This is a genomic window from Paraburkholderia sp. MM5477-R1 (assembly GCF_050436385.1).
Taxonomy (GTDB): Bacteria; Pseudomonadota; Gammaproteobacteria; order Burkholderiales; family Burkholderiaceae; genus Paraburkholderia; species Paraburkholderia tuberum.
Genome location: NZ_JBNDMC010000003.1, coordinates 317,891 through 335,623, shown reverse-complemented (window position 1 = coordinate 335,623; position 17,733 = coordinate 317,891). Strand labels below are relative to the sequence as shown.

Sequence of the window (17,733 nt, the reverse complement as noted above, 5' to 3'; positions counted from 1 at the left end):
GAGCCGGCATGACCCTGCCGTCCGCGTCTAAAACGCCTGCGAAAACGGTTTGGGACCGCGCCAGTTCACGTCCGCGGCATACCGTGATCCTGTGTTTCGCCGTGGTATTCGTTGTCACGTTGATTCTTGCTGTACACCAATATTTTCTCGTACGTGCCCGGGAGCTCGATAACCGTTCGCATCAGCTCGAGATTCAGGCCAGGGTTCTCGATGTCGCGGTCCGCAATAACAGGCAGCACTTGCAGTTTCTTCGCGAGAGTGCCGAGCGGCTCCTTGCGGACCGGACAGCACAGCTCGATCGAACACCGGATGCCTCGCTCCAGGCGGTACTCCGGGCGCAGGACGAGCGCGTCTGGACTCTTCAAGTTCGCGATATCGACGCCCCCATTCGGGGTATCGGCACACAGCAGCTCGCGGTGACTCCTGGTTTGCACCGCGACGAGCCTACATTTGTCGAGGACCTGCGGCTCGCCCAATTGATGAGCCGGCTGTTTGCCGTGCAATTCCAGATGGGGACGGGTCTCGAACGCGCGGTATATGTCTCGCCGACCGGTATCGTGGTCGCTCACCCAACCATTGACGACGACGAGGTAGTCCGGCTGTTGCAAATGTACGGCAGCTCGCGCCTGTTACAGCTGGCCAACCAGAACCCGCTCGACTATGACGTCACGTTCGATCCGGTTCGCGGGCGCAAGAACCCGGCAGGACCTCGCCTGCTGTTTGGGACAGCGGTGATGAGTAACGACGTGGTTCGCGGCCTCATATTCTTTGTGGTCCCGCAACGCATCGTTCAGGACTATCTGTGGAACAACACCACAGCGGATGAAACTCACGCTCTGATAGACCCGAGCGGGATGCCAATTGCAACGAGCGGAAGTACTTTCTCGGTCAATGATGAGAATTGGCTGAAGACTCTGCCGGCGCAGTGGAACACGCTCTCTGCTTCCACGTTGTTTCGGACACCCAGCGGAACGTTGAGTGCGGGACAGGACTTCCTGCTCTTCAGAAAGCTGGATACGGCGGATCTCGTATTGACCGATTACGTATCCGCTGCGACCGTATTCTTCTCGGTCGTTCGCTTGAGCAGCGCGCTGTTTGCCGGGGTGTGGATACTGATGGCATTGCTTCTCTGGGCCACTCTTTTTGTCGTCGACCAGCTTCTTTCCACGCAGATGGCACTCAACGGGCGGCTGCGGGAATTGTCGCTCGCGGACCCCCTGACCGGTCTCGCGAACCGCCGCCGTTTGAATGAGGAATTCGACGCACTTTCACGGCGCAACGACGAGCGCCGCATCGCGCTGCTGATGATCGATATCGACCATTTCAAGGTGGTCAACGACAACTGGGGGCACGCTGGCGGAGACGAGGCCCTGAAGCACCTGACCAACGTGGTCAGGATTGCCGTGCGCCCGGGGGATCTGATGGCACGTCTGGGTGGCGAGGAGTTCTGTGTGCTGCTGCCCGATACGACCGCGGACGACGCGGCCCGAATTGCGGAGCGCGTGCGCGAGGCCGTCGCCCGCAACGCCTGCGTCCTTCAGGAGACGCAATTAACCCGCACCGCGCCGGGCCGTGAGATATGGTTCACGATATCGATCGGGGTGGCGGAGAGTGTCTCGGATAACTGCTTTGACCTCGAGGGATTGATTGCGATCGCGGACCAGCGACTGTACGCCGCGAAGGCGAGTGGGCGAAACAGGGTGGTGGCAAGCGAGTCCATGCAAAGCTGAAAATGCGGATGTCGTCTCTGTACATGCGGCGCTTTGCCACCTGCTGTTCAAGACGGGCTTCATTCACGGTATTGCCGTCTCAACGCGGAATAGTCACGATTGAGGCGAACGTCCATCAGGACCGGCGTTTTGGGTTCGTCCGGAGCTGGATTCTTTGGGCCGGGGTCGCCGAAAGCAAATTCGACATCCACCGGAAATCGGCTCGTTGGCAGATCCGAAGCACGATAGCGATAGTGATGCAGACGAATCTGTGGAGGCACGGTTCCCATATCATTGCCGGACCGCCGCCCGCCTTTGCCGTCGATCCAGTAGCCGATATCGACCTGGAGGAGATCTTCCAGCGTCGAGCGGTTGATGTCCGTCAATAGTGGATTGAAGCGGATCGTGAAGCGCCTCGCGACCTGCTTGATTTTCGTGCGGTCGGCCGAGGGGTCGAGCGGATCGGGTACCACAACTACGATGATTTGCGTGTCCGGCAACACCGGATTCACGAAGGAATACTCCGTAACGCCTACCACGCCGCGATCTCGTCGCGCCGCAAGAATGCTGCCGAATATCGTATGCGCGGGATTGAAGGGCTGGTCGTCCCGCAGGATCGCCATCGCCGTGGCCAATATCCTGAAGGCCATGTCGCGCTGGGCATCGGTCACAGTCGGTCTCATCTCAGCTCCTGGCCCCGACGGTCCTGAGGGCGTCGGCGTACTGAGCCGTGCATGTATCGGGGTTGAGAACGAGAGGATCACCAGGATTGCGCCAGTAGGCCTGAACCACTTCCGCGCGCCGTGGCGCTTTGCCACCTGCTGTTCAAGACGGGCTCTAATCACGGTGTTGCCGTTTCAATGCGGAATAGCCACGCTTGAGGAGAACGTCCATCAGGACCGGCGTTTTGGGTTCGTCCGGCGCCGGATCGTTCGGGTCGGGGTCGCCGAAAGCAAATTCGACATCCACCGGAAATCGGCTCGTCGGCAGATTCGAAGCACGATAACGATAGCCATGCAGCCGAATCTGCGGTGGCGTCGTTCCCATATCGTTGCCGGGCCACCGCTCGCCGTTGCCGTCGACCCAGTAGCCGATATCGACATGGAGGAGATCTTCCAGCGTCGAGCGGCTAATGTCTGTCAATAGTGGATTGAAACGGATCGTGAAGTGCGTCGCGACTCGCTTGACTTTCGTGCGGTCGGCGGAGGGGTCGAGCGGATCGGGTATCACAAATACGATGATGTCCGTCCGCGGGAAAGCCGGATTCACGAAGGAATACTCGGTACCACCAACTTTACCGCGCAGGGGATCAGCCGCAAGAATGCGGCCGAATATCGTATGTGCGGGATCGAAGGGCTCGTCGTCCCGCAGGATCGCCATTGCCGTGGTCAATATCCTGAAGGCCATGTCGCGCTGGGCGTCGGTCACAGTCGGTCTCATCTCAGTTCCTGGCCCCGACGGTCCTGAGAGCGTCGGTGTACTGAGCCGTGCATGTACCGGGATTGCGAACGAGAGGATCACCAGGATTGCGCCAGTAGGCCTGAACCACTTCCGCGCAGGCGTAGGCATCTTCTTCATGAAGTTGGCTCCTATAGCCGGTTTCGAATTGCGCCATTTTTTGTGCTGTTTCAGCAGAGACGTTCAGCAGTTCACATACCTTCCTTTCAGCACTCGGGAGATCTCGCCTGACGTACTCCCAACCCCGTTTGTCCTGCATGTAGGAAATCAGCCAGTAGTAGTGGAATACAAGCATCCTGTGCAGACCGATGTGAACGCGATGATCGTCGGGTAGCGGCGAATTTCTAGCCACTTCATAGGCTTCGCTCAGCATCGTCGACCGATACAACGTCTGGATATTCGGCAGGTCCCTATAGTCGTCTGGAAAGTGCTGAAGCAAAGAAAACATCCAGAAGTACTGCTGGCAGTGGCGACACTCGTGATACAGCGTGTCGGCAAATGCGCTGAGACGGTTGTCCAGCGAGGGCCGCTGGTCTCTGAGTTCGACGATGTGCGCGATCTCGCTCTCGTTGACGGCGATAAGCCAGTACTTCCCGATGAATGCGGCGCTGACATCGTGTCGCAGGTTAAACTCCGTTGCCCGCAGTGGATTGACAATCACAACCTGTGGCATGCAACCGTTATTTTCGGGGCTAGCGGCATAGCCTCGTGGCAATCCAAAGGGCCCGGCACCAAGCGCGATTTCCAATTGCGGCGTGACCGCGTTTTGAATGGTCTTTATCGAATCGGCAGTCAACGGCCACGTCACCCCGGCCCAATCGATTCCCTGCAACGCCGTCTTGATCGCAGCCGTATAAGCCTTGGTCACCGGATATTCAACATCCTTGCGCATCGACATACCGGCCGGCGCATCAGCCTCGGTCGCACCGTTGATGAAGTGATAAAAGCGCAGACCGAAGTTCATCGGATCGCATGAAACGAATTCCGGCGGCTTGTCTTCCGTCGTCGCGCTTTGATCGGGAGAGGCCACGGCCTTTCCTGCGACCCTGGCGGTGCGTTTCTCGGCGTTGGGCACTGCGCCCGCAAACGGCTCGTTCGTCTCCCTGATCACCGCGCCTCTGCTCACCGCAATAACCTTGTCCGGTTCACTCTTGGCGAACAGTTCAACCGTCGCGAATGCAAGAAGATTGCTCGTGACGAGACTCGTTTCTCCAAGCGCATTGGTCACGCCCTGAATCGCCTGACCATCGTCGAGCGTGATCCGGTACGGCTGGTTCGGCAGTGCAAAGCCCGTATCGTGTTCGATCAGAACATGATGCGCAGCCAGCTTGCCCGGCTTTCCGGGCGTGACCGGCACACTGACAGGCCGCGCCGCTGGCCTGTCAGTTTGATGACCACGCGCATGGACCCGATGCTCTCCATCCGTATAGACCCTGTACCCTTCCGAATTGATGACCACCTTCGTGCTTCCCGCATGGAGCACGATCTCTTTGCTGGCCATCAGATTGATCGAATCGGTTCTACTGATGATGCTGACGACCCGCTGCGCGATGACCTCGACATCATCGCTCTGCGCGTCGATTCGCACCTTGCCTGACGCGGCCTTGAGCCTGATGCCGAGATTCTGCGTGAACACCCGCACGCCGTTGATTGCCGACGCCAGCAGCGATTTCGCCGCCGCCATGCTGACGTGTCCGCCCGCTGTGAGCGCGATGTGTTCGATACTCGCCACGTGCGTGCTTTGCGCTGCGGTGAGACCGACCCCCGCCGCGCTGGCCAGCACCATGTCGGGTGCGCTCAGTTGCGGGAAGGGAAGGTCCGCACGCGCCGCGACGCCGCGTATCGCCTCGTTCTGCGCCTTGATGGCCCGCGATACGTCGCTTTGACTGGTCTGTTGCTCCTGTGCCTCATACTGCCGCGCGAGACCCGCGAGGTTCTCGTGGATATCGCGCGCCTGCGTGAGGCGCGCCACGGTCTCGCCGAGATCCTTTGCCGGCGCGGTCGCGCCGCGACGCGCCTCCGTGGTGATCAGCATGCCTCTATTGGCGCGCGCGACACCCCATGCGTCGGTGGCCAGTTCCCAGCCTTCACCGCGCGCCTGCTGTCGGCCGGCCTCGCGCACGACCTGCGTGTTGTAGCCCAGCACGAGGCGCGAGCGTGCGTGATCGCTGGCGAGCTGTGCCTGGAGTTGGCCCGGCGTGTCATCCAGTACGACGTGATTGGTCTGGCCGTCGCAGCCACCTTTGAGCTCACTGCTCAAGACGCCTGAAAGTGCCTGGTTATCCGGTAGCTTCCAGGGCGGCTGGTTCCAGCCATTGATCATCCGGCCCGATACGTACGGCTTGTCCGGGTCCTCTTCGTGGTAGCTGACCATGACCTCCTGACCGACACGCGGCGGATAGATCGCGCCGAAGCCATTGCCTTGCCACGGCGACGACACGCGCACCCAGCAACTGGCGCTCTCGTTTTTCGGGCCAAGCCGGTCCCACACGAAACGCACCTTGGCGCGCGCGTATCCATCGACCCAGATCGGCTGATGCTCGGGCCCAACCACGATCGCCGTTTCCGCCGCGCAGCGCGGCTTTTTCTTCGGGCGGTTTCTGAAGAATGCATTGGCAGGCTGAAGCACGAAGCTGGTCACGCACCGGCGCAACGCGTCGTTCGTGTCGTTACCGGACGGCTGTGTGTTCTGCGGCGCGTTGCGAATGTCGAGCGTGGTCGATACCGCCAGGTACTCGGCGTTGATGTCGCATTGCGGATGGTTGTCGAGCCAGAATGTTTTCCCGGTTGTCAGGCCGCGCAGATTCCCTCGGCCCTTCAGACGTAGCCGGTGGCAGCGCATTGCGTCGACGCGCACGCTCGCGAGGTATTCGGCTTCATTGCGGAAGTTGTTTCGCCTACCCGACAATCCCATCTCGCCGGCGAGCGGTTGCGAGTAGTCGCCCCAGCCGTGTTGCTCGATGTTGTCGAAGGCCCGTTCGCTGAAGCTCTCGTACTCGCCCTCGAAGTGCATGCCGGGGCGCGTGTAGTCGTAGTCGATCAGACTGACCTTGCCCGTCGTGATCTGACGCGAGACCTCGAGCCTGTGAATGTGTTCTTCGTCGACGTGCCGGCTGTCAGGCGCGTGATAGCGGATAGTGTCGTAGCCGTTGTCGTGCTGTTTGTGCGAGCCGGGCGAATCGCACAGTACCAGCGTCATTCCGTCGAACAGATAGTAGATTCCCCATTCTCTCCAGATCCGCGTGAGGAATTCGAAATCGGATTCCCACATCTGCCGGACATGGTCCCGCTTTGGGTAGCCTTCGCACAGACCGGTCGCGCCCAACTCCATCACGACCGGAAAGTGATAACGCTCCTTGAGTATCCGGTCGGTGATGTCCACCACGCTCGCGTCCTGAAAGATCCTGCTTTCACGGTTCTTCGTGGCCAGCCACAGCCAGGGGCGCACGACGAAGCGGTAATGGGCGCGCCGGTCGTCGGTGCCGGTCTGTTTCATGCCTGTGACGAGGCCCGAAATCGTGCGGCGGCCCGCGCCCACGTGTGCCACGTCACCGGGTTCCAACGCCTGTTGACCGAACAATCCGTTCCCGTCGAACGCGATCGAAATGTCGATGACTTTGCCGATCAGGTTATCGGGTACGACCAGTTCCTGTGCTTGCCACAATCCGAGCGTCGGACTTTCGATCGTCGCCACATCGAGCGTGTATCGATAGAGCTTGCCCAGGGATTCGGTGCCGCGCAGACGGAGCGGAGCCAGCAAAGGCTCATTGCCCCACGTGGGTAGTGCGTCACTGGAAAGACCTAGCGTGCGGTCCTGTGCGGGTTCGACCATGCGTGCAAGGAGCTCGGTGTTTCGTGGCAACCGGGAAGCGATCATGAAGCGATCAGGATCGCGCCGCAGCCCGTCCTGTCGCCGGCATGGCTGACCCGCTTGCCGTTGTGGGTTCGCTGGCCGGTCGCGATGATCGGATAGACACCGCCACACTTCGGACACTCGACGCCGTGTCCATCGAGTGCAACCGGGATGCCCATGTGCATGAGGTCTGTCGCGGCCTCGATGACCGTGCCGTCGTGCGTCGTCTTGTCTGCGAGCCGGATCATCGGCTGGCCGTTGCCGTTCTTCATCGGTCGTCCCCTGTTATGTGCGAACGACAGTATCGGGAGCGGGGCAACCAGGAGCATTCGGAATTGGATGAATTTTTAGCCTATGTAGGCAATTTGTTTGATTTGTCGGGCGAACGGGATCTCACAGCTTCCAGAAGAAGCATCCCCCATGCGCCGAGGCCCCGGATGAACCTGCCAACAGCGCGCTCGCCGCGATCGTCACTGCGGCGGCGCCTAAGCCCACGCCACCGACGGACCATTACTGCACGATGTACACGCACTCCTATTCAATTGACGCCGAGAACGGCACAAAGGGCGAGTCGCTCGTTGAAGTGCTTTCGTGGGTTCGCGAGCCGATGCTTCCGGTTTTAGAAAGACTGATGACGGAATGCGGCTTTGCGGGAGAAGTCGAGGCGGACTGAGGTCTGAGGGGACTTCGTGATTTCGCATCGATTGATGCAATCGGAGCGGCCACCACGCCGCACGGCTGCGCGCCGTCCATAGACGACGCGCCCTTCGCTTAGAAGAACCCCAGCGCCTCCGCCTGATAGCTGACCAGCAGACACTTCGTCCGCTGATAGTTCGACAACGCCATCTTGTGTGTTTCGCGCCCGATCCCCGACTGCTTGTAGCCACCGAAGGCCGCATGCGCCGGATACAGGTGATAGCAGTTGGTCCACACGCGTCCCGCCTCGATCTCGCGTCCCATCTTGTAAGCGCGGGTACCGTCGCGAGTCCACACGCCCGCGCCCAGGCCATAGTACGTGTCGTTCGCGAGTTCGATCGCGTGCTGTTCGTCCTTGAACGTCATCACCGAGGCGACCGGCCCGAAGATCTCCTCCTGGAACACACGCATATCGTTGTTGCCGAACAGCATCGTCGGCTTCACGTAGAAACCCTCGCCGAGGCCGGCGCCAGGGGTTGCGCGCTCGCCGCCGACGAGGCACTGCGCCCCTTCGTCCCGGCCGATGTCGATATACGACAGAATCTTGTCGAGCTGCTGCTGCGATGCCTGCGCACCGATCATCGTTTCGAGGTTCAGCGGATGGCCAGCCTTGATGCGTTCCACCCGGGCGATCGCCTTCTCGATGAAGCGCTCGTAAATCGACTCCTGAACCAGCACGCGCGACGGGCACGTGCACACTTCGCCCTGATTCAGCGCGAACATCGCGAGACCTTCGAGCGCCTTGTCGAGGAACGCGTCGTCGCGATCGAGCACGTCGGCGAAGAAGATGTTCGGGCTCTTGCCGCCGAGTTCGACCGTCGACGGGATCAGGTTGTCCGCGGCTGCGTGCAGGATGCGCTTGCCGACCGGCGTCGAGCCGGTGAACGCGATTTTCGCGATGCGCTTGCTGGTGGCGAGCGCTTCGCCCGCTTCCTTGCCGAAGCCGTTGACGATGTTGATGACCCCGGCGGGGAACAGGTCGCCGATCAGTTCGATCAGCACGAGTACCGAAGCCGGCGTCTGCTCGGCCGGCTTCATCACGACGCAGCAGCCGGCCGCGAGCGCGGGCGCGAGCTTCCATGCGGCCATCAGCAGCGGAAAATTCCACGGGATGATCTGACCGACCACCCCAGCCGGCTCGTGAAAGTGATAAGCGACCGTGTTGTCGTCGATCTCCGAGATGCCGCCTTCCTGCGCGCGGATGCAGCCCGCGAAATAGCGGAAATGATCGACGGCGAGCGGCAGGTCCGCGGCCATCGTTTCGCGCAGCGGCTTGCCGTTGTCGATCGTCTCGGCGACCGCTAGCAGCTTCAGGTTCTTCTCCATGCGCTCGGCCACCGCCAGCAACTGGTTCGCGCGCTCTGTCACCGAGGTCTTCGCCCATTTGCGGCGCGCTGCGTGAGCGGCGTCGATGGCGAGGTCGATATCGGCGGCGCTCGAGCGAGGCACGCGACAAAACGGCTGCCCGTTGATCGGCGACACGTTGTCGAAATAGTCGCCGCCGACCGGCGGTACCCACTTGCCGCCGATGTAGTTTTCGTAACGCTGGCGATAGGGATACTCGATGTCGATGCCGAGGGCTTTCAGGTCAAATGGATTCATCACTTGTCTCCGTTTTGTGATGGTGATCGGGTGACTGCGCGGGACCACATCAGGCACGAACCGTACCAATGCATCGAAGTGGGCTATTTAAGGGACTGCGGTGAGCTGTATGGCGGAAATGTTCCGTTTCGGAACAGTTGCGCGGGCAGCGGGTGTTCAGAAACGCCGCAGATTCGGCCGACGCTGACGCAGATCAAGGATGCGGGCCCGCGCGGGGTCGCCGCGCGCGTCGGTCGGACTAGCAAAGGGAGTATTCTGTCGACACGCATCAAAGCGTCCGGCACGACCCGGGCGCATTCAGGAGGAGACAATGCGCGACGACGTTCATCCGCTCGGCGTGGCGGCGGCTAACCGCTCCAAAGGTTGGCCCGCACCGGCGATCCAGAAAGCCCACGAACGCTCCGAGACGTTCGGCCTGCGCGCATCGATCCGGCCGGATTACGACATCCTGTCCGACATGGGACTCGCGCTGAAGCGCGAACAGAACCAGGTGCTGTGCGCGCATGCGATGCCGGTCATGGAGACGCTGCGCGAGCAGATCGTCAACACGCAAAGCATGATCGTGCTGACCAACGCCGAAGGGTTGATCCTGCATTCGATCGGCGACGACGACTTTCTGCATCGCGCGGAAAAAGTGGCGCTGCGGCCTGGCGCGAACTGGGCCGAGGATCGTCAGGGGACCAACGCGATCGGTACCTCGCTGGCCGAGGGATGTGCGATGGTCGTTCATGGGGACCAGCACTATCTGGCTGCTAACCGCTTCCTGACCTGTTCGAGCGTGCCGATTCTCGATCCGTACGGCGATCTGATCGGCGTGCTCGACGTGACGGGCGACCACCGCAGCTATCACCAGCACACGACGGCACTCGCGAAAATGTCGGTGCAGATGATCGAGAACCATCTGTTTTCGACTGCGTTTCGCGACGTGCTGCAAGTATCTTTCCACGGCCGGCCGGAATTTCTCGGCACGCTGATGGAAGGGATCATTGCGTTTACCGATGATGGGCGCTTTCTGTCCGCGAATCGAAGTGCGCAGTTTCAGTTGGGCTTGTCGCTCGCTGCGTTGCGCGCGCATACGCTGTCGTCGCTATTTCAGATCTCGTATGCGCAATTGATCGATCGTTTGACGCATGGCGTCGCGCCGCATCTGATGCTGAATTTGCACAACGGTGCGGTGGTTTGCGCGCGCGGGCAGTTCAGGCGGGCGTCGTTTGGGCTGGGGCGTGGAGCCGTCGATGTGCAGGGTGCAGTCGCACCGCGACCGGTGTGTGCGAATGCGCGTCAACCGGCTGCGGGACTGTCGCGGCTCGGCGATCTCGATACCGGCGATGCTCGTGTGTCCGCACTGATCGCGAAGGTTCGCAAGGTGCTCGGCAAGGATATTCCGATTCTGATCACCGGCGAGACCGGTACCGGCAAGGAGTTGCTCGCGCAGGCGATTCATAACGATTCGCCGCGAGGTGAGGGGCCGTTCGTTGCGGTTAACTGTGCTTCGATTCCGGAGTCGCTGATCGAATCTGAGCTATTCGGGTATGAAGAGGGTGCGTTTACCGGCGCGCGGCGTAAAGGGGCGATCGGCAAGCTGATGCAGGCGAATGGAGGCACGCTGTTTCTCGATGAGATCGGGGATATGCCGTATTCGTTGCAGGTGCGGTTGCTGCGTGTTTTGCAGGAGCGGGTTGTGACGCCGCTTGGGGCGACGCGGGCGGTTCCTGTCGATGTCTCCATTATTTGCGCGACCCACCGCAACTTGCGCGAGATGATCGCGCAGAACCAGTTTCGTGAGGATCTTTACTATCGGATCAACGGGCTTGCGGTTCGGTTGCCGGCGTTGCGTGAGCGGAGCGATCTCGCGGTCGTCGTTCAAAAGATGTTGCGGTGGGAATCAGTCGAAAGCGGGGGGCGGCAGGCGCTCAGTGTTGCGGCTGATGTGATGGCGGTGTTCGGGCGACATGCGTGGCCGGGAAACTGTCGGCAACTGGCTAATCTGCTGCGCACTGCGGCGGCGATGGTGGATGAGGATGGGGTGATTCGGTGGGAGCATTTGCCGGATGATTTTTTGGATGATGTGGGGCGCGCGGGTTGCGGCGATGGCGAGGTTGGACAGGGGGACTCTGCTGCGTCGGCCGCTTCGAGCTCTTCAGCCATTTCGGCCGGTTCGGCTGCGGATGCCCCTGCTGCTGGCGATGCGTCGCTGCCCGACGGTGCTCGGCTGCAGGATGTTGCCACCTCTGTGGTTGCGATGACGCTGGCGCGCCACGGCGGAAACGTGTCTGCCGCGGCGCGTGCGCTCGGGGTCTCGCGGAACACGATCTATCGCAGGATGCCGGCTGTGCAGCCGGGGCGGGTGGCGGAAAAGGATTGACGCGGGAGTTTGCGCAGGACCAATCGATAATGGCCGCGGTGACCGGCCAGTTTTCCCTATGAGTCGAGTCACATGGGTGACGAAGGCTGCGGCGCCCGATGGCCGCCCGCCGGCCGCGCGCGCCGCGTGATGATCATGGACGTAGCCCCCATTACTTCACGAGCTCGCGCAGACTGTCAACGACCTCCGGGTTAGCCAGCGTGGATACGTCTCCGGGGTCTTGATGGTTTGAAAGTGCTGCGAGCACGCGCCGCATGATCTTGCCCGACCGGGTCTTGGGCATGTCCGGAACAATGACTACCCGGTGCGGCTTCGCGATGGCTCCGATCCGATCGACCACCGAGTCTGTGACCCGCTTTGCAAGCTCCTCCGAAGCTTCCACCCCGGGCTTTAACGAAACATACAGTTCGGGCACTCTGCCCTTGATCTCGTCGGCGACCGGCACGACAGCCGCTTCGACGACTTCGGGGACAAGCAGGGCGGCTGACTCGATTTCTTTGGTACCGAGGCGATGGCCGGCGACGTTGATCACGTCGTCGATGCGACCGAGAATCCGGAAGTAGCCGTCCGCAGCGTCGACAGCACCGTCTCCCGCCATGTAGGGCCAGTCGCGCCAGTCCTTGCTCTTGGGATCCCGGCAGTAGCGGGCATAGTACGTTTTCACGTAGCGCTCCGGGGCCCTCCAGATGGTCTGAAACGCGCCGGGCCACGGATTGAGAATACAGATGTTGCCCGCCTTGCCGGAACCGCTTGCAAGTTCATTACCGGCGTCGTCGTAAATCACCGGATGAATACCAGGTATTCCCGGACCGGCACTGCCGGGCTTCATCTTGTGCAACGCCGGCACCGTGCTGCAAAGGAACCCGCCCGTTTCAGTTTGCCACCACGTGTCGACGATGACGGCCTCCCCCTTCCCGACAGACCGGTGATACCACTTCCAGACTTCGGGCTCGATGGGTTCGCCCACGGTCGTCATGTGCTTGAAGTGATAGCTGTACTTCGCGGGTTCGTCCGGTCCGCTGCGCCGCAGTGCGCGGATCGCAGTCGGCGACGTGTGGAAGATATTGACGCCGAGGTTTTCGGCAATTCGCCAAGGGCGCCCGGCATCGGGGTAGACGGGCACGCCTTCGTACACGACCGACGAGGCCGCGAGCGCGAGCGGGCCGTAGACAATGTAGGAGTGACCGGTAATCCAGCCGATGTCGGCCATGCACCAATACACGTCCTCGGGGTGGATGTCCTGGATGTATTTCGATGTCCAGGCGACGTAGGCGAGGTAGCCTCCAATGGAATGCTGGCACCCCTTGGGGCGGCCCGTGGTACCGCTCGAATACATGAGGAATAGCGGTGCCTCAGCGGGCATCTGCACGGGCTCGACACGTTTGCCGCGAAACGCCTTGAGGGCGTCGTTGACGATGACATCGCGTTCTTCCACGAGCTGCGTCGGACTCGAATACTTGCCCGGATACCGCTGCCAGATCAGAACCTTCTCGGCCTGATGACCCTTCCCGGCAGCTTCGGCGAACGCGGTGTCGGCTTTTTCCTTGTGATCGATCAGCTTGCCGCCACGCCAGTAAGCGTCCATCGTAATCAGCAGACGGCTCTCGGAATCCAGGATGCGGTCGGCGCAGGCCGCGCCGCTGAAGCCGCTAAATACCTGCGAGTGAATCACTCCGAGCCGGGCGCAGGCGAGCATCGTGATGGGCAGCTCCGCCACCATAGGCATATGGAGAGTAACCCGGTCACCGGCTTTTAGACCGCAGAAGTCGCGTAGCATGGCCGCGAACTCGCTTACGCGGACATAAAGTTCCTGGTAGGTGACATGCTGGACCGTCTCGTCCTCGGGCTCTGGCACGAAATGGATCGCGGCCTTGTTCCGGTAGGCGGCGAGGTGACGATCCACGCAGTTGTAGCAGGCATTGATCCGGCCACCGACGAACCAGCGCCAGAACGGAGGATTGCTCGCGTCGAACATCGTGTCCCAGTACCTGTACCAGTCGAGAAGGTCCGCGAACTCCTTGAAGCACTCGGGGAATTTGTCGAGAGAGAAACGTGCGAACACTCCCGCGTCTGTCAGATTGGCTTGGGCGATGAACGAGGCGGGCGGCGGGAAATATTCCTCTTCAGGCCAGTGCACGGCGATTTGCGCCTCGGAAACCTCGGCCGCTTGTTGCTCTGCGGAAGCGCGGCGCGATGACTTGTCTCGTGACATGACAGTTCCTCCTTGCTTCTAGGTGCCCAGGGACACGAGGTGTCCCACGCTACCCGCGGCAGCGCGTCTTTCGACCTGTCTCATGGGTCTGGACACCAGGCGCGACAGTCCGTGCGCTGCATAACGAATTTAAGGCCAGGGCGGATGCAATGCCAAGCAACGTATTCCCTGTCAAAGAGCTGCATCCCGAGGGCCAATGGTGTTAGCGCGACGAGGAGCGTTGACTTGCCGGTCGCTCAACCCTGAACTCAATTTTCATTGGGGTTCATCAAACGGGAGAAGCGCCATGGATCTGCTCGTTGAACGTGTCGATGTATGGGCGGCCACAATCGAGGACAGGCCCGGCGGTCTCGCCGAAGTGTTAAGTGTCCTGCGAGATGCCGGAGCGAACCTGCAATTCATCATCTCCCGTCGAACTGCGGAAGCACCCGGGAAGGCGGTCGTGTTTCTCGCGCCGCTTCAGAACGACCGAGAAATTCGTGCCGCCTCGCAGGTGGGGTTCAACGTCCTCCCGAGTCTTCACTCGGTGCGGGTGATGGGCCCCGACCGGCCGGGCATCATTGCAGAGTTGACCCAAAAGTTGGCTACCGGGGGAATCAACCTTCGCGGCGTTTCGGCTGCCGCTATCGGCACACAGTTCGTTGCCTACCTGGCAATGGACGCGCTGGGTGACACGATTCGTGCAATGGAGATTTTGCAGCAGGCGTAGGACGTTGCGCCGCCGCGACCAAAAGGAGTGTTTGCGTGCCGCGCCGGCCGTGGGACGCCATCAGAGCAGCGCTCTGACACGTTTATGACGTCGTAGAGCCGGCCAGTGATCACACCCGCCGATAGCGCGAATTGTCAGGGGGTATTCGTTCGAACATCAGAGTTCCTCCATCGAACGGCGATCCATCGCCTCGTAACGAGTCCAGTCGGTCCACATTTCTCGACCCACTTAGCTGATACCGGAAAGACTCGATACGCAGACTTGGTCTCCGTCTCCGTGGAGCACCGCAGGCCTGACTGGCCGGCGCGCTTGCTGCACGCCGGCCGACCCGCGCCGAGTGGCTAGGCCGCTCGCGGATGGGCTTGTGCCCAGTCGTGTGTCGGAAGCACGGTGTGTCCGAAGCTTTCGTTGATCACCATCGCCGCCGACGCGTAGAACGCCAGTAGAGCGGTAATCAAGCCTACATAGCCGCCGGCCCGCGTGGCAACGCCCATACCTGTCCATGCGCCGATCGCCAACAGCAGAAAAGTGACCCACAGCGAGAGAAACACCAGTTGCACAGACGTACTCGTGTGCAGCGAGCCGATCCACATGTAGAACGTGAAGACCCCCCACACAAACAGATACCAGCCGATGAAGGCCTCAGGCACCTTGGTGCCCAGGAACGCGACAAACAGCGCAAAGGACCACCAGAAGGAGCCGTAACTGAGGAACGCCACCGTGCCTAGCGTATTGCCGCGTGGAAATTCGAGCACGCCCGCGATCATCTGCGCCGTGCCGCCGAAAGCGAACGCTAGCGCCAGCACGAGCCCCAAGGCATCCTTGTCGAACCAGCCGGCGTTCACCATGCTGAGCATCCATGTGGTGAATGCGAATCCAGCGAGCCCGAGCGGCGCCGGGTTGGCTAACTTACTGTTCATAAACCGCCTCCTTGGTGGTTAGCATCTGAGACATATCCGGAGACGATACGAATCCCTCGGTCGCCGCCGAACGCGACCGCGCCATGCTCGCTATCGATGGCCATCAGCGCAATATGCGTTCGGCCCAATTTGTGGCGCAGCCACGTGCAAGCCTGCGCGGTTGAACTTAAGTGTAGGATGCGTTGCGCCGCTCGCCGAATCGGATGGTACTGATCTGGCTGGACGATGACCGCCAGATAGACGCAGCGTGTCGCTACCCGTATGAACGTGATCGAAAGCGGGTCAATGGCGTTCGAGCGTCGGTTGGGCACTCAAGAGCGGCCTCTTGGCCGGACCCGTGCCAACCGGCCGGATCGGCCATGGGAGGGCCGGGAGTCAATGTGACTCCAGGAAGCCTTGAAGAAAGTGATGGGATTCGACTCGCTCACCGTCGCCCGTTTGGACTCACCTAACACCTGCTTGACCGGGAGCCTCGATTTCAATCGGATCAAGGTGGACGGCGGGTGCTCAGCGGTACCGGCAACGTTCTTGCGCGAAGGCTGCCGATACAGGGATACGAAAGCATGATCCCGCGTGCACATCTCCCAGCGCGGGGGAGATGTGTCTAGCGCGCCGCGATCCCTTGCGCCCCCGGCGGTACGCCGGTGACTGAGCCAAGTGGCTCGAGTGTTCCGTCTGGCATCACGCGAAAGCCACTTACAGCGCCGTTACCTTCACGAACGTAGAGGAATTTGCTGTGACCACTGAGCGCCATGTCAAGGGGAGCGCTGAGTGTGCCTGCAGTCGGATTGAGCAAGCGTACTGTGCCGTCCGCCGCGATCCGCAGACTGCTGATCGAGCCGCTACCGGCATTGGCCGTGTAGGCAAAACGTCCATCGCCCGTGGTGACAAGCCAGCAAGGGGCGCTCTGGCCCAAGGGAATTGCCGCACTGATGGAAGTCAGATGTTTGCTGTCCTCGACCTCATATGAGGAAACCGAACCAGATCCGGCCTCGGAGACGATCGCATAACCCCGGGTCGTGATGGAAAAGCCGAACGGCGTGACGCCGTTTGACGCATGGGGGGTTGGAGTCTTCGAGGCGTAACCGGTGAAGCCGACATAATACGTGTCAATGAGTTGTGTGCCCTTTTCGGTCACGAGCAGTTCGTTGCCTTCCGGCGCAAACTTCACTTGCGCGGGCTGGGCGGAGTTTCCGCCGGCAAGTGGTCGTTGTGAGCCTGGTAATGGAACGAGACGCTTGCCAAACGCGTCGACGATAAAGCCATTGATGTTCGGTGTGCCTCCGGCATTGAGCACATACGCGATGGGCCCCTTCACGGTCACGCTGACGGGCATTTGACCACCCGATGGTTTTCTGTCGAGCAGCGTCAGTTTGCTGCCGTCGACCGCGAACAGCGAAACATCATTGCTGCCGGCATTCACGGCGAACAGAAAGCCCCCTTGCAACGTCAGCGAACCCTGCGAGCCTAGCGGATCGGTTCCTGTGCCTGCTCCTTGGCCGCCGGTTGAGTACGTGGCTTCGTAGGTGAGTATTCCGTTGGCAGCCCGCGAATAGACAAGAACCGAGTTCCCGGACGGCTGGTTTGACAGAACGTAAACCGCTCCTGGCGGATCGACCTCCGAATCGGCTTGCGCAATGCTGATTGAAGCGAATCCTAACGCCGTCGCGAACGCGATGGTTCGCAATAGAAACGTTAAACGGCACGTGAAAAATGACATGGCGTACTCCTTGCGTGGGCGACGAGCGAACGGGTGACGTCGGATGGACGAGTGGGCAGAGCAGGTAGCTGTACGTTACGTCCTTGATAAATTGGGCTACAGGCAGACCCGCAAGAGCGTTACCCAGTTCGCGAGCTGTTTCATTACTTCACCCCTTGTCGCTTTACTACACGGTGGTTAAGGAGGTCGAACAGGGAACATCGGGCAGCGGTGGATTGGTCGGGAGCCGGGTCGCGACTATTCGGCGTCGTACATCTCCGTTCGGCTTGACTGCGGCTCTCGCGGACCTGAGTCAAGGGCGGTTTTCGTTGGACGTACAGCCATTCGCCGCCCCTCGTTTGTATATAGTCCATCTGGGCCGCTTGACCATGAACATTTTTTGACGGTGCTCCCAATGCCGTTGAATCCCGCCAAAGGTATGACTGATCCGCCAGTAAGTGCTGCCAATGGACTACCTTCGGCCTTGACTTGAAAAGCCCTTCGGGGCGA

11 protein-coding genes are annotated in these 17,733 nt (G+C 60.8%); 3 read left to right on the top strand and 8 right to left on the bottom strand.

Going from position 1 to position 17,733, the window contains the following annotated elements; genetic code table 11:
- Positions 1–8: 8 nt before the first annotated feature.
- Positions 9–1,730 carry a diguanylate cyclase gene (locus OKW35_RS04810; protein ID WP_429551372.1) on the top strand — a complete coding sequence of 574 codons (1,722 nt, stop codon included), beginning with the start codon at positions 9–11 and terminating at the stop codon, positions 1,728–1,730.
- Between the two features lie 59 nt (positions 1,731–1,789).
- Here OKW35_RS04810 and OKW35_RS04805 read toward each other — a convergent pair whose 3' ends face one another.
- The 5 genes from OKW35_RS04805 to OKW35_RS04785 form a co-directional block, all read right to left on the bottom strand.
- Positions 1,790–2,392, bottom strand: a complete 603-nt coding sequence (locus OKW35_RS04805; protein ID WP_429551371.1) for a hypothetical protein — start codon at positions 2,390–2,392, stop codon at positions 1,790–1,792.
- 154 nt (positions 2,393–2,546) lie between these two features.
- Complete coding sequence (locus OKW35_RS04800) at positions 2,547–3,137, bottom strand: hypothetical protein (protein WP_429407076.1); 591 nt, start codon at positions 3,135–3,137, stop codon at positions 2,547–2,549.
- A gap of 13 nt (positions 3,138–3,150) precedes the next feature.
- Positions 3,151–6,999, bottom strand: a complete 3,849-nt coding sequence (locus tag OKW35_RS04795; RefSeq protein ID WP_429551370.1) for a type VI secretion system Vgr family protein — start codon at positions 6,997–6,999, stop codon at positions 3,151–3,153.
- A gap of 41 nt (positions 7,000–7,040) precedes the next feature.
- A complete protein-coding gene (locus OKW35_RS04790) occupies positions 7,041–7,292 on the bottom strand; it encodes a PAAR domain-containing protein (protein WP_429335929.1) in 252 nt (83 codons plus the stop codon).
- Between the two features lie 499 nt (positions 7,293–7,791).
- Positions 7,792–9,318, bottom strand: a complete 1,527-nt coding sequence (locus OKW35_RS04785; protein ID WP_429551369.1) for an aldehyde dehydrogenase family protein — start codon at positions 9,316–9,318, stop codon at positions 7,792–7,794.
- A gap of 310 nt (positions 9,319–9,628) precedes the next feature.
- On the opposite strand from OKW35_RS04785, the gene OKW35_RS04780 reads away from it, so the two are divergent.
- A complete protein-coding gene (locus tag OKW35_RS04780; RefSeq protein WP_429551368.1) occupies positions 9,629–11,683 on the top strand; it encodes a sigma-54-dependent Fis family transcriptional regulator in 2,055 nt (684 codons plus the stop codon).
- A 151-nt stretch (positions 11,684–11,834) separates the two neighbouring features.
- Here OKW35_RS04780 and acs read toward each other — a convergent pair whose 3' ends face one another.
- Positions 11,835–13,895 (bottom strand): acetate--CoA ligase, encoded by a 2,061-nt coding sequence (gene acs / locus OKW35_RS04775; RefSeq protein WP_429356791.1) that lies wholly within the window; start codon positions 13,893–13,895, stop codon positions 11,835–11,837.
- 286 nt (positions 13,896–14,181) lie between these two features.
- Here acs and OKW35_RS04770 point away from each other — a divergent pair, with 286 nt between their 5' ends.
- Positions 14,182–14,604 (top strand): ACT domain-containing protein, encoded by a 423-nt coding sequence (locus OKW35_RS04770; protein WP_090803525.1) that lies wholly within the window; start codon positions 14,182–14,184, stop codon positions 14,602–14,604.
- A gap of 341 nt (positions 14,605–14,945) precedes the next feature.
- Here the strand turns inward: OKW35_RS04770 and OKW35_RS04765 are convergent, their stop codons facing one another.
- Positions 14,946–15,524, bottom strand: coding sequence for an acetate uptake transporter (locus tag OKW35_RS04765; protein ID WP_184059554.1), 579 nt, complete (start codon positions 15,522–15,524; stop codon positions 14,946–14,948).
- A 604-nt stretch (positions 15,525–16,128) separates the two neighbouring features.
- Positions 16,129–17,244, bottom strand: coding sequence for a lactonase family protein (locus tag OKW35_RS04760; protein WP_429551367.1), 1,116 nt, complete (start codon positions 17,242–17,244; stop codon positions 16,129–16,131).
- Positions 17,245–17,733: the final 489 nt, after the last annotated feature.

Excerpts from the sequence above, each read along its gene's own strand:
- OKW35_RS04810 (WP_429551372.1), top strand. The coding sequence starts at position 9 with ATGACCCTGCCGTCCGCGTCTAAAACGCCTGCGAAAACGGTTTGGGAC.
- OKW35_RS04805 (WP_429551371.1), bottom strand. The coding sequence starts at position 2,392 with ATGAGACCGACTGTGACCGATGCCCAGCGCGACATGGCCTTCAGGATA.
- OKW35_RS04795 (WP_429551370.1), bottom strand. The coding sequence starts at position 6,999 with ATGGTCGAACCCGCACAGGACCGCACGCTAGGTCTTTCCAGTGACGCA.
- OKW35_RS04790 (WP_429335929.1), bottom strand. The coding sequence starts at position 7,292 with ATGAAGAACGGCAACGGCCAGCCGATGATCCGGCTCGCAGACAAGACG.
- OKW35_RS04785 (WP_429551369.1), bottom strand. The coding sequence starts at position 9,318 with ATGAATCCATTTGACCTGAAAGCCCTCGGCATCGACATCGAGTATCCC.
- OKW35_RS04780 (WP_429551368.1), top strand. The coding sequence starts at position 9,629 with ATGCGCGACGACGTTCATCCGCTCGGCGTGGCGGCGGCTAACCGCTCC.
- acs (WP_429356791.1), bottom strand. The coding sequence starts at position 13,895 with ATGTCACGAGACAAGTCATCGCGCCGCGCTTCCGCAGAGCAACAAGCG.
- OKW35_RS04770 (WP_090803525.1), top strand. The coding sequence starts at position 14,182 with ATGGATCTGCTCGTTGAACGTGTCGATGTATGGGCGGCCACAATCGAG.
- OKW35_RS04765 (WP_184059554.1), bottom strand. The coding sequence starts at position 15,524 with ATGAACAGTAAGTTAGCCAACCCGGCGCCGCTCGGGCTCGCTGGATTC.
- OKW35_RS04760 (WP_429551367.1), bottom strand. The coding sequence starts at position 17,244 with ATGTCATTTTTCACGTGCCGTTTAACGTTTCTATTGCGAACCATCGCG.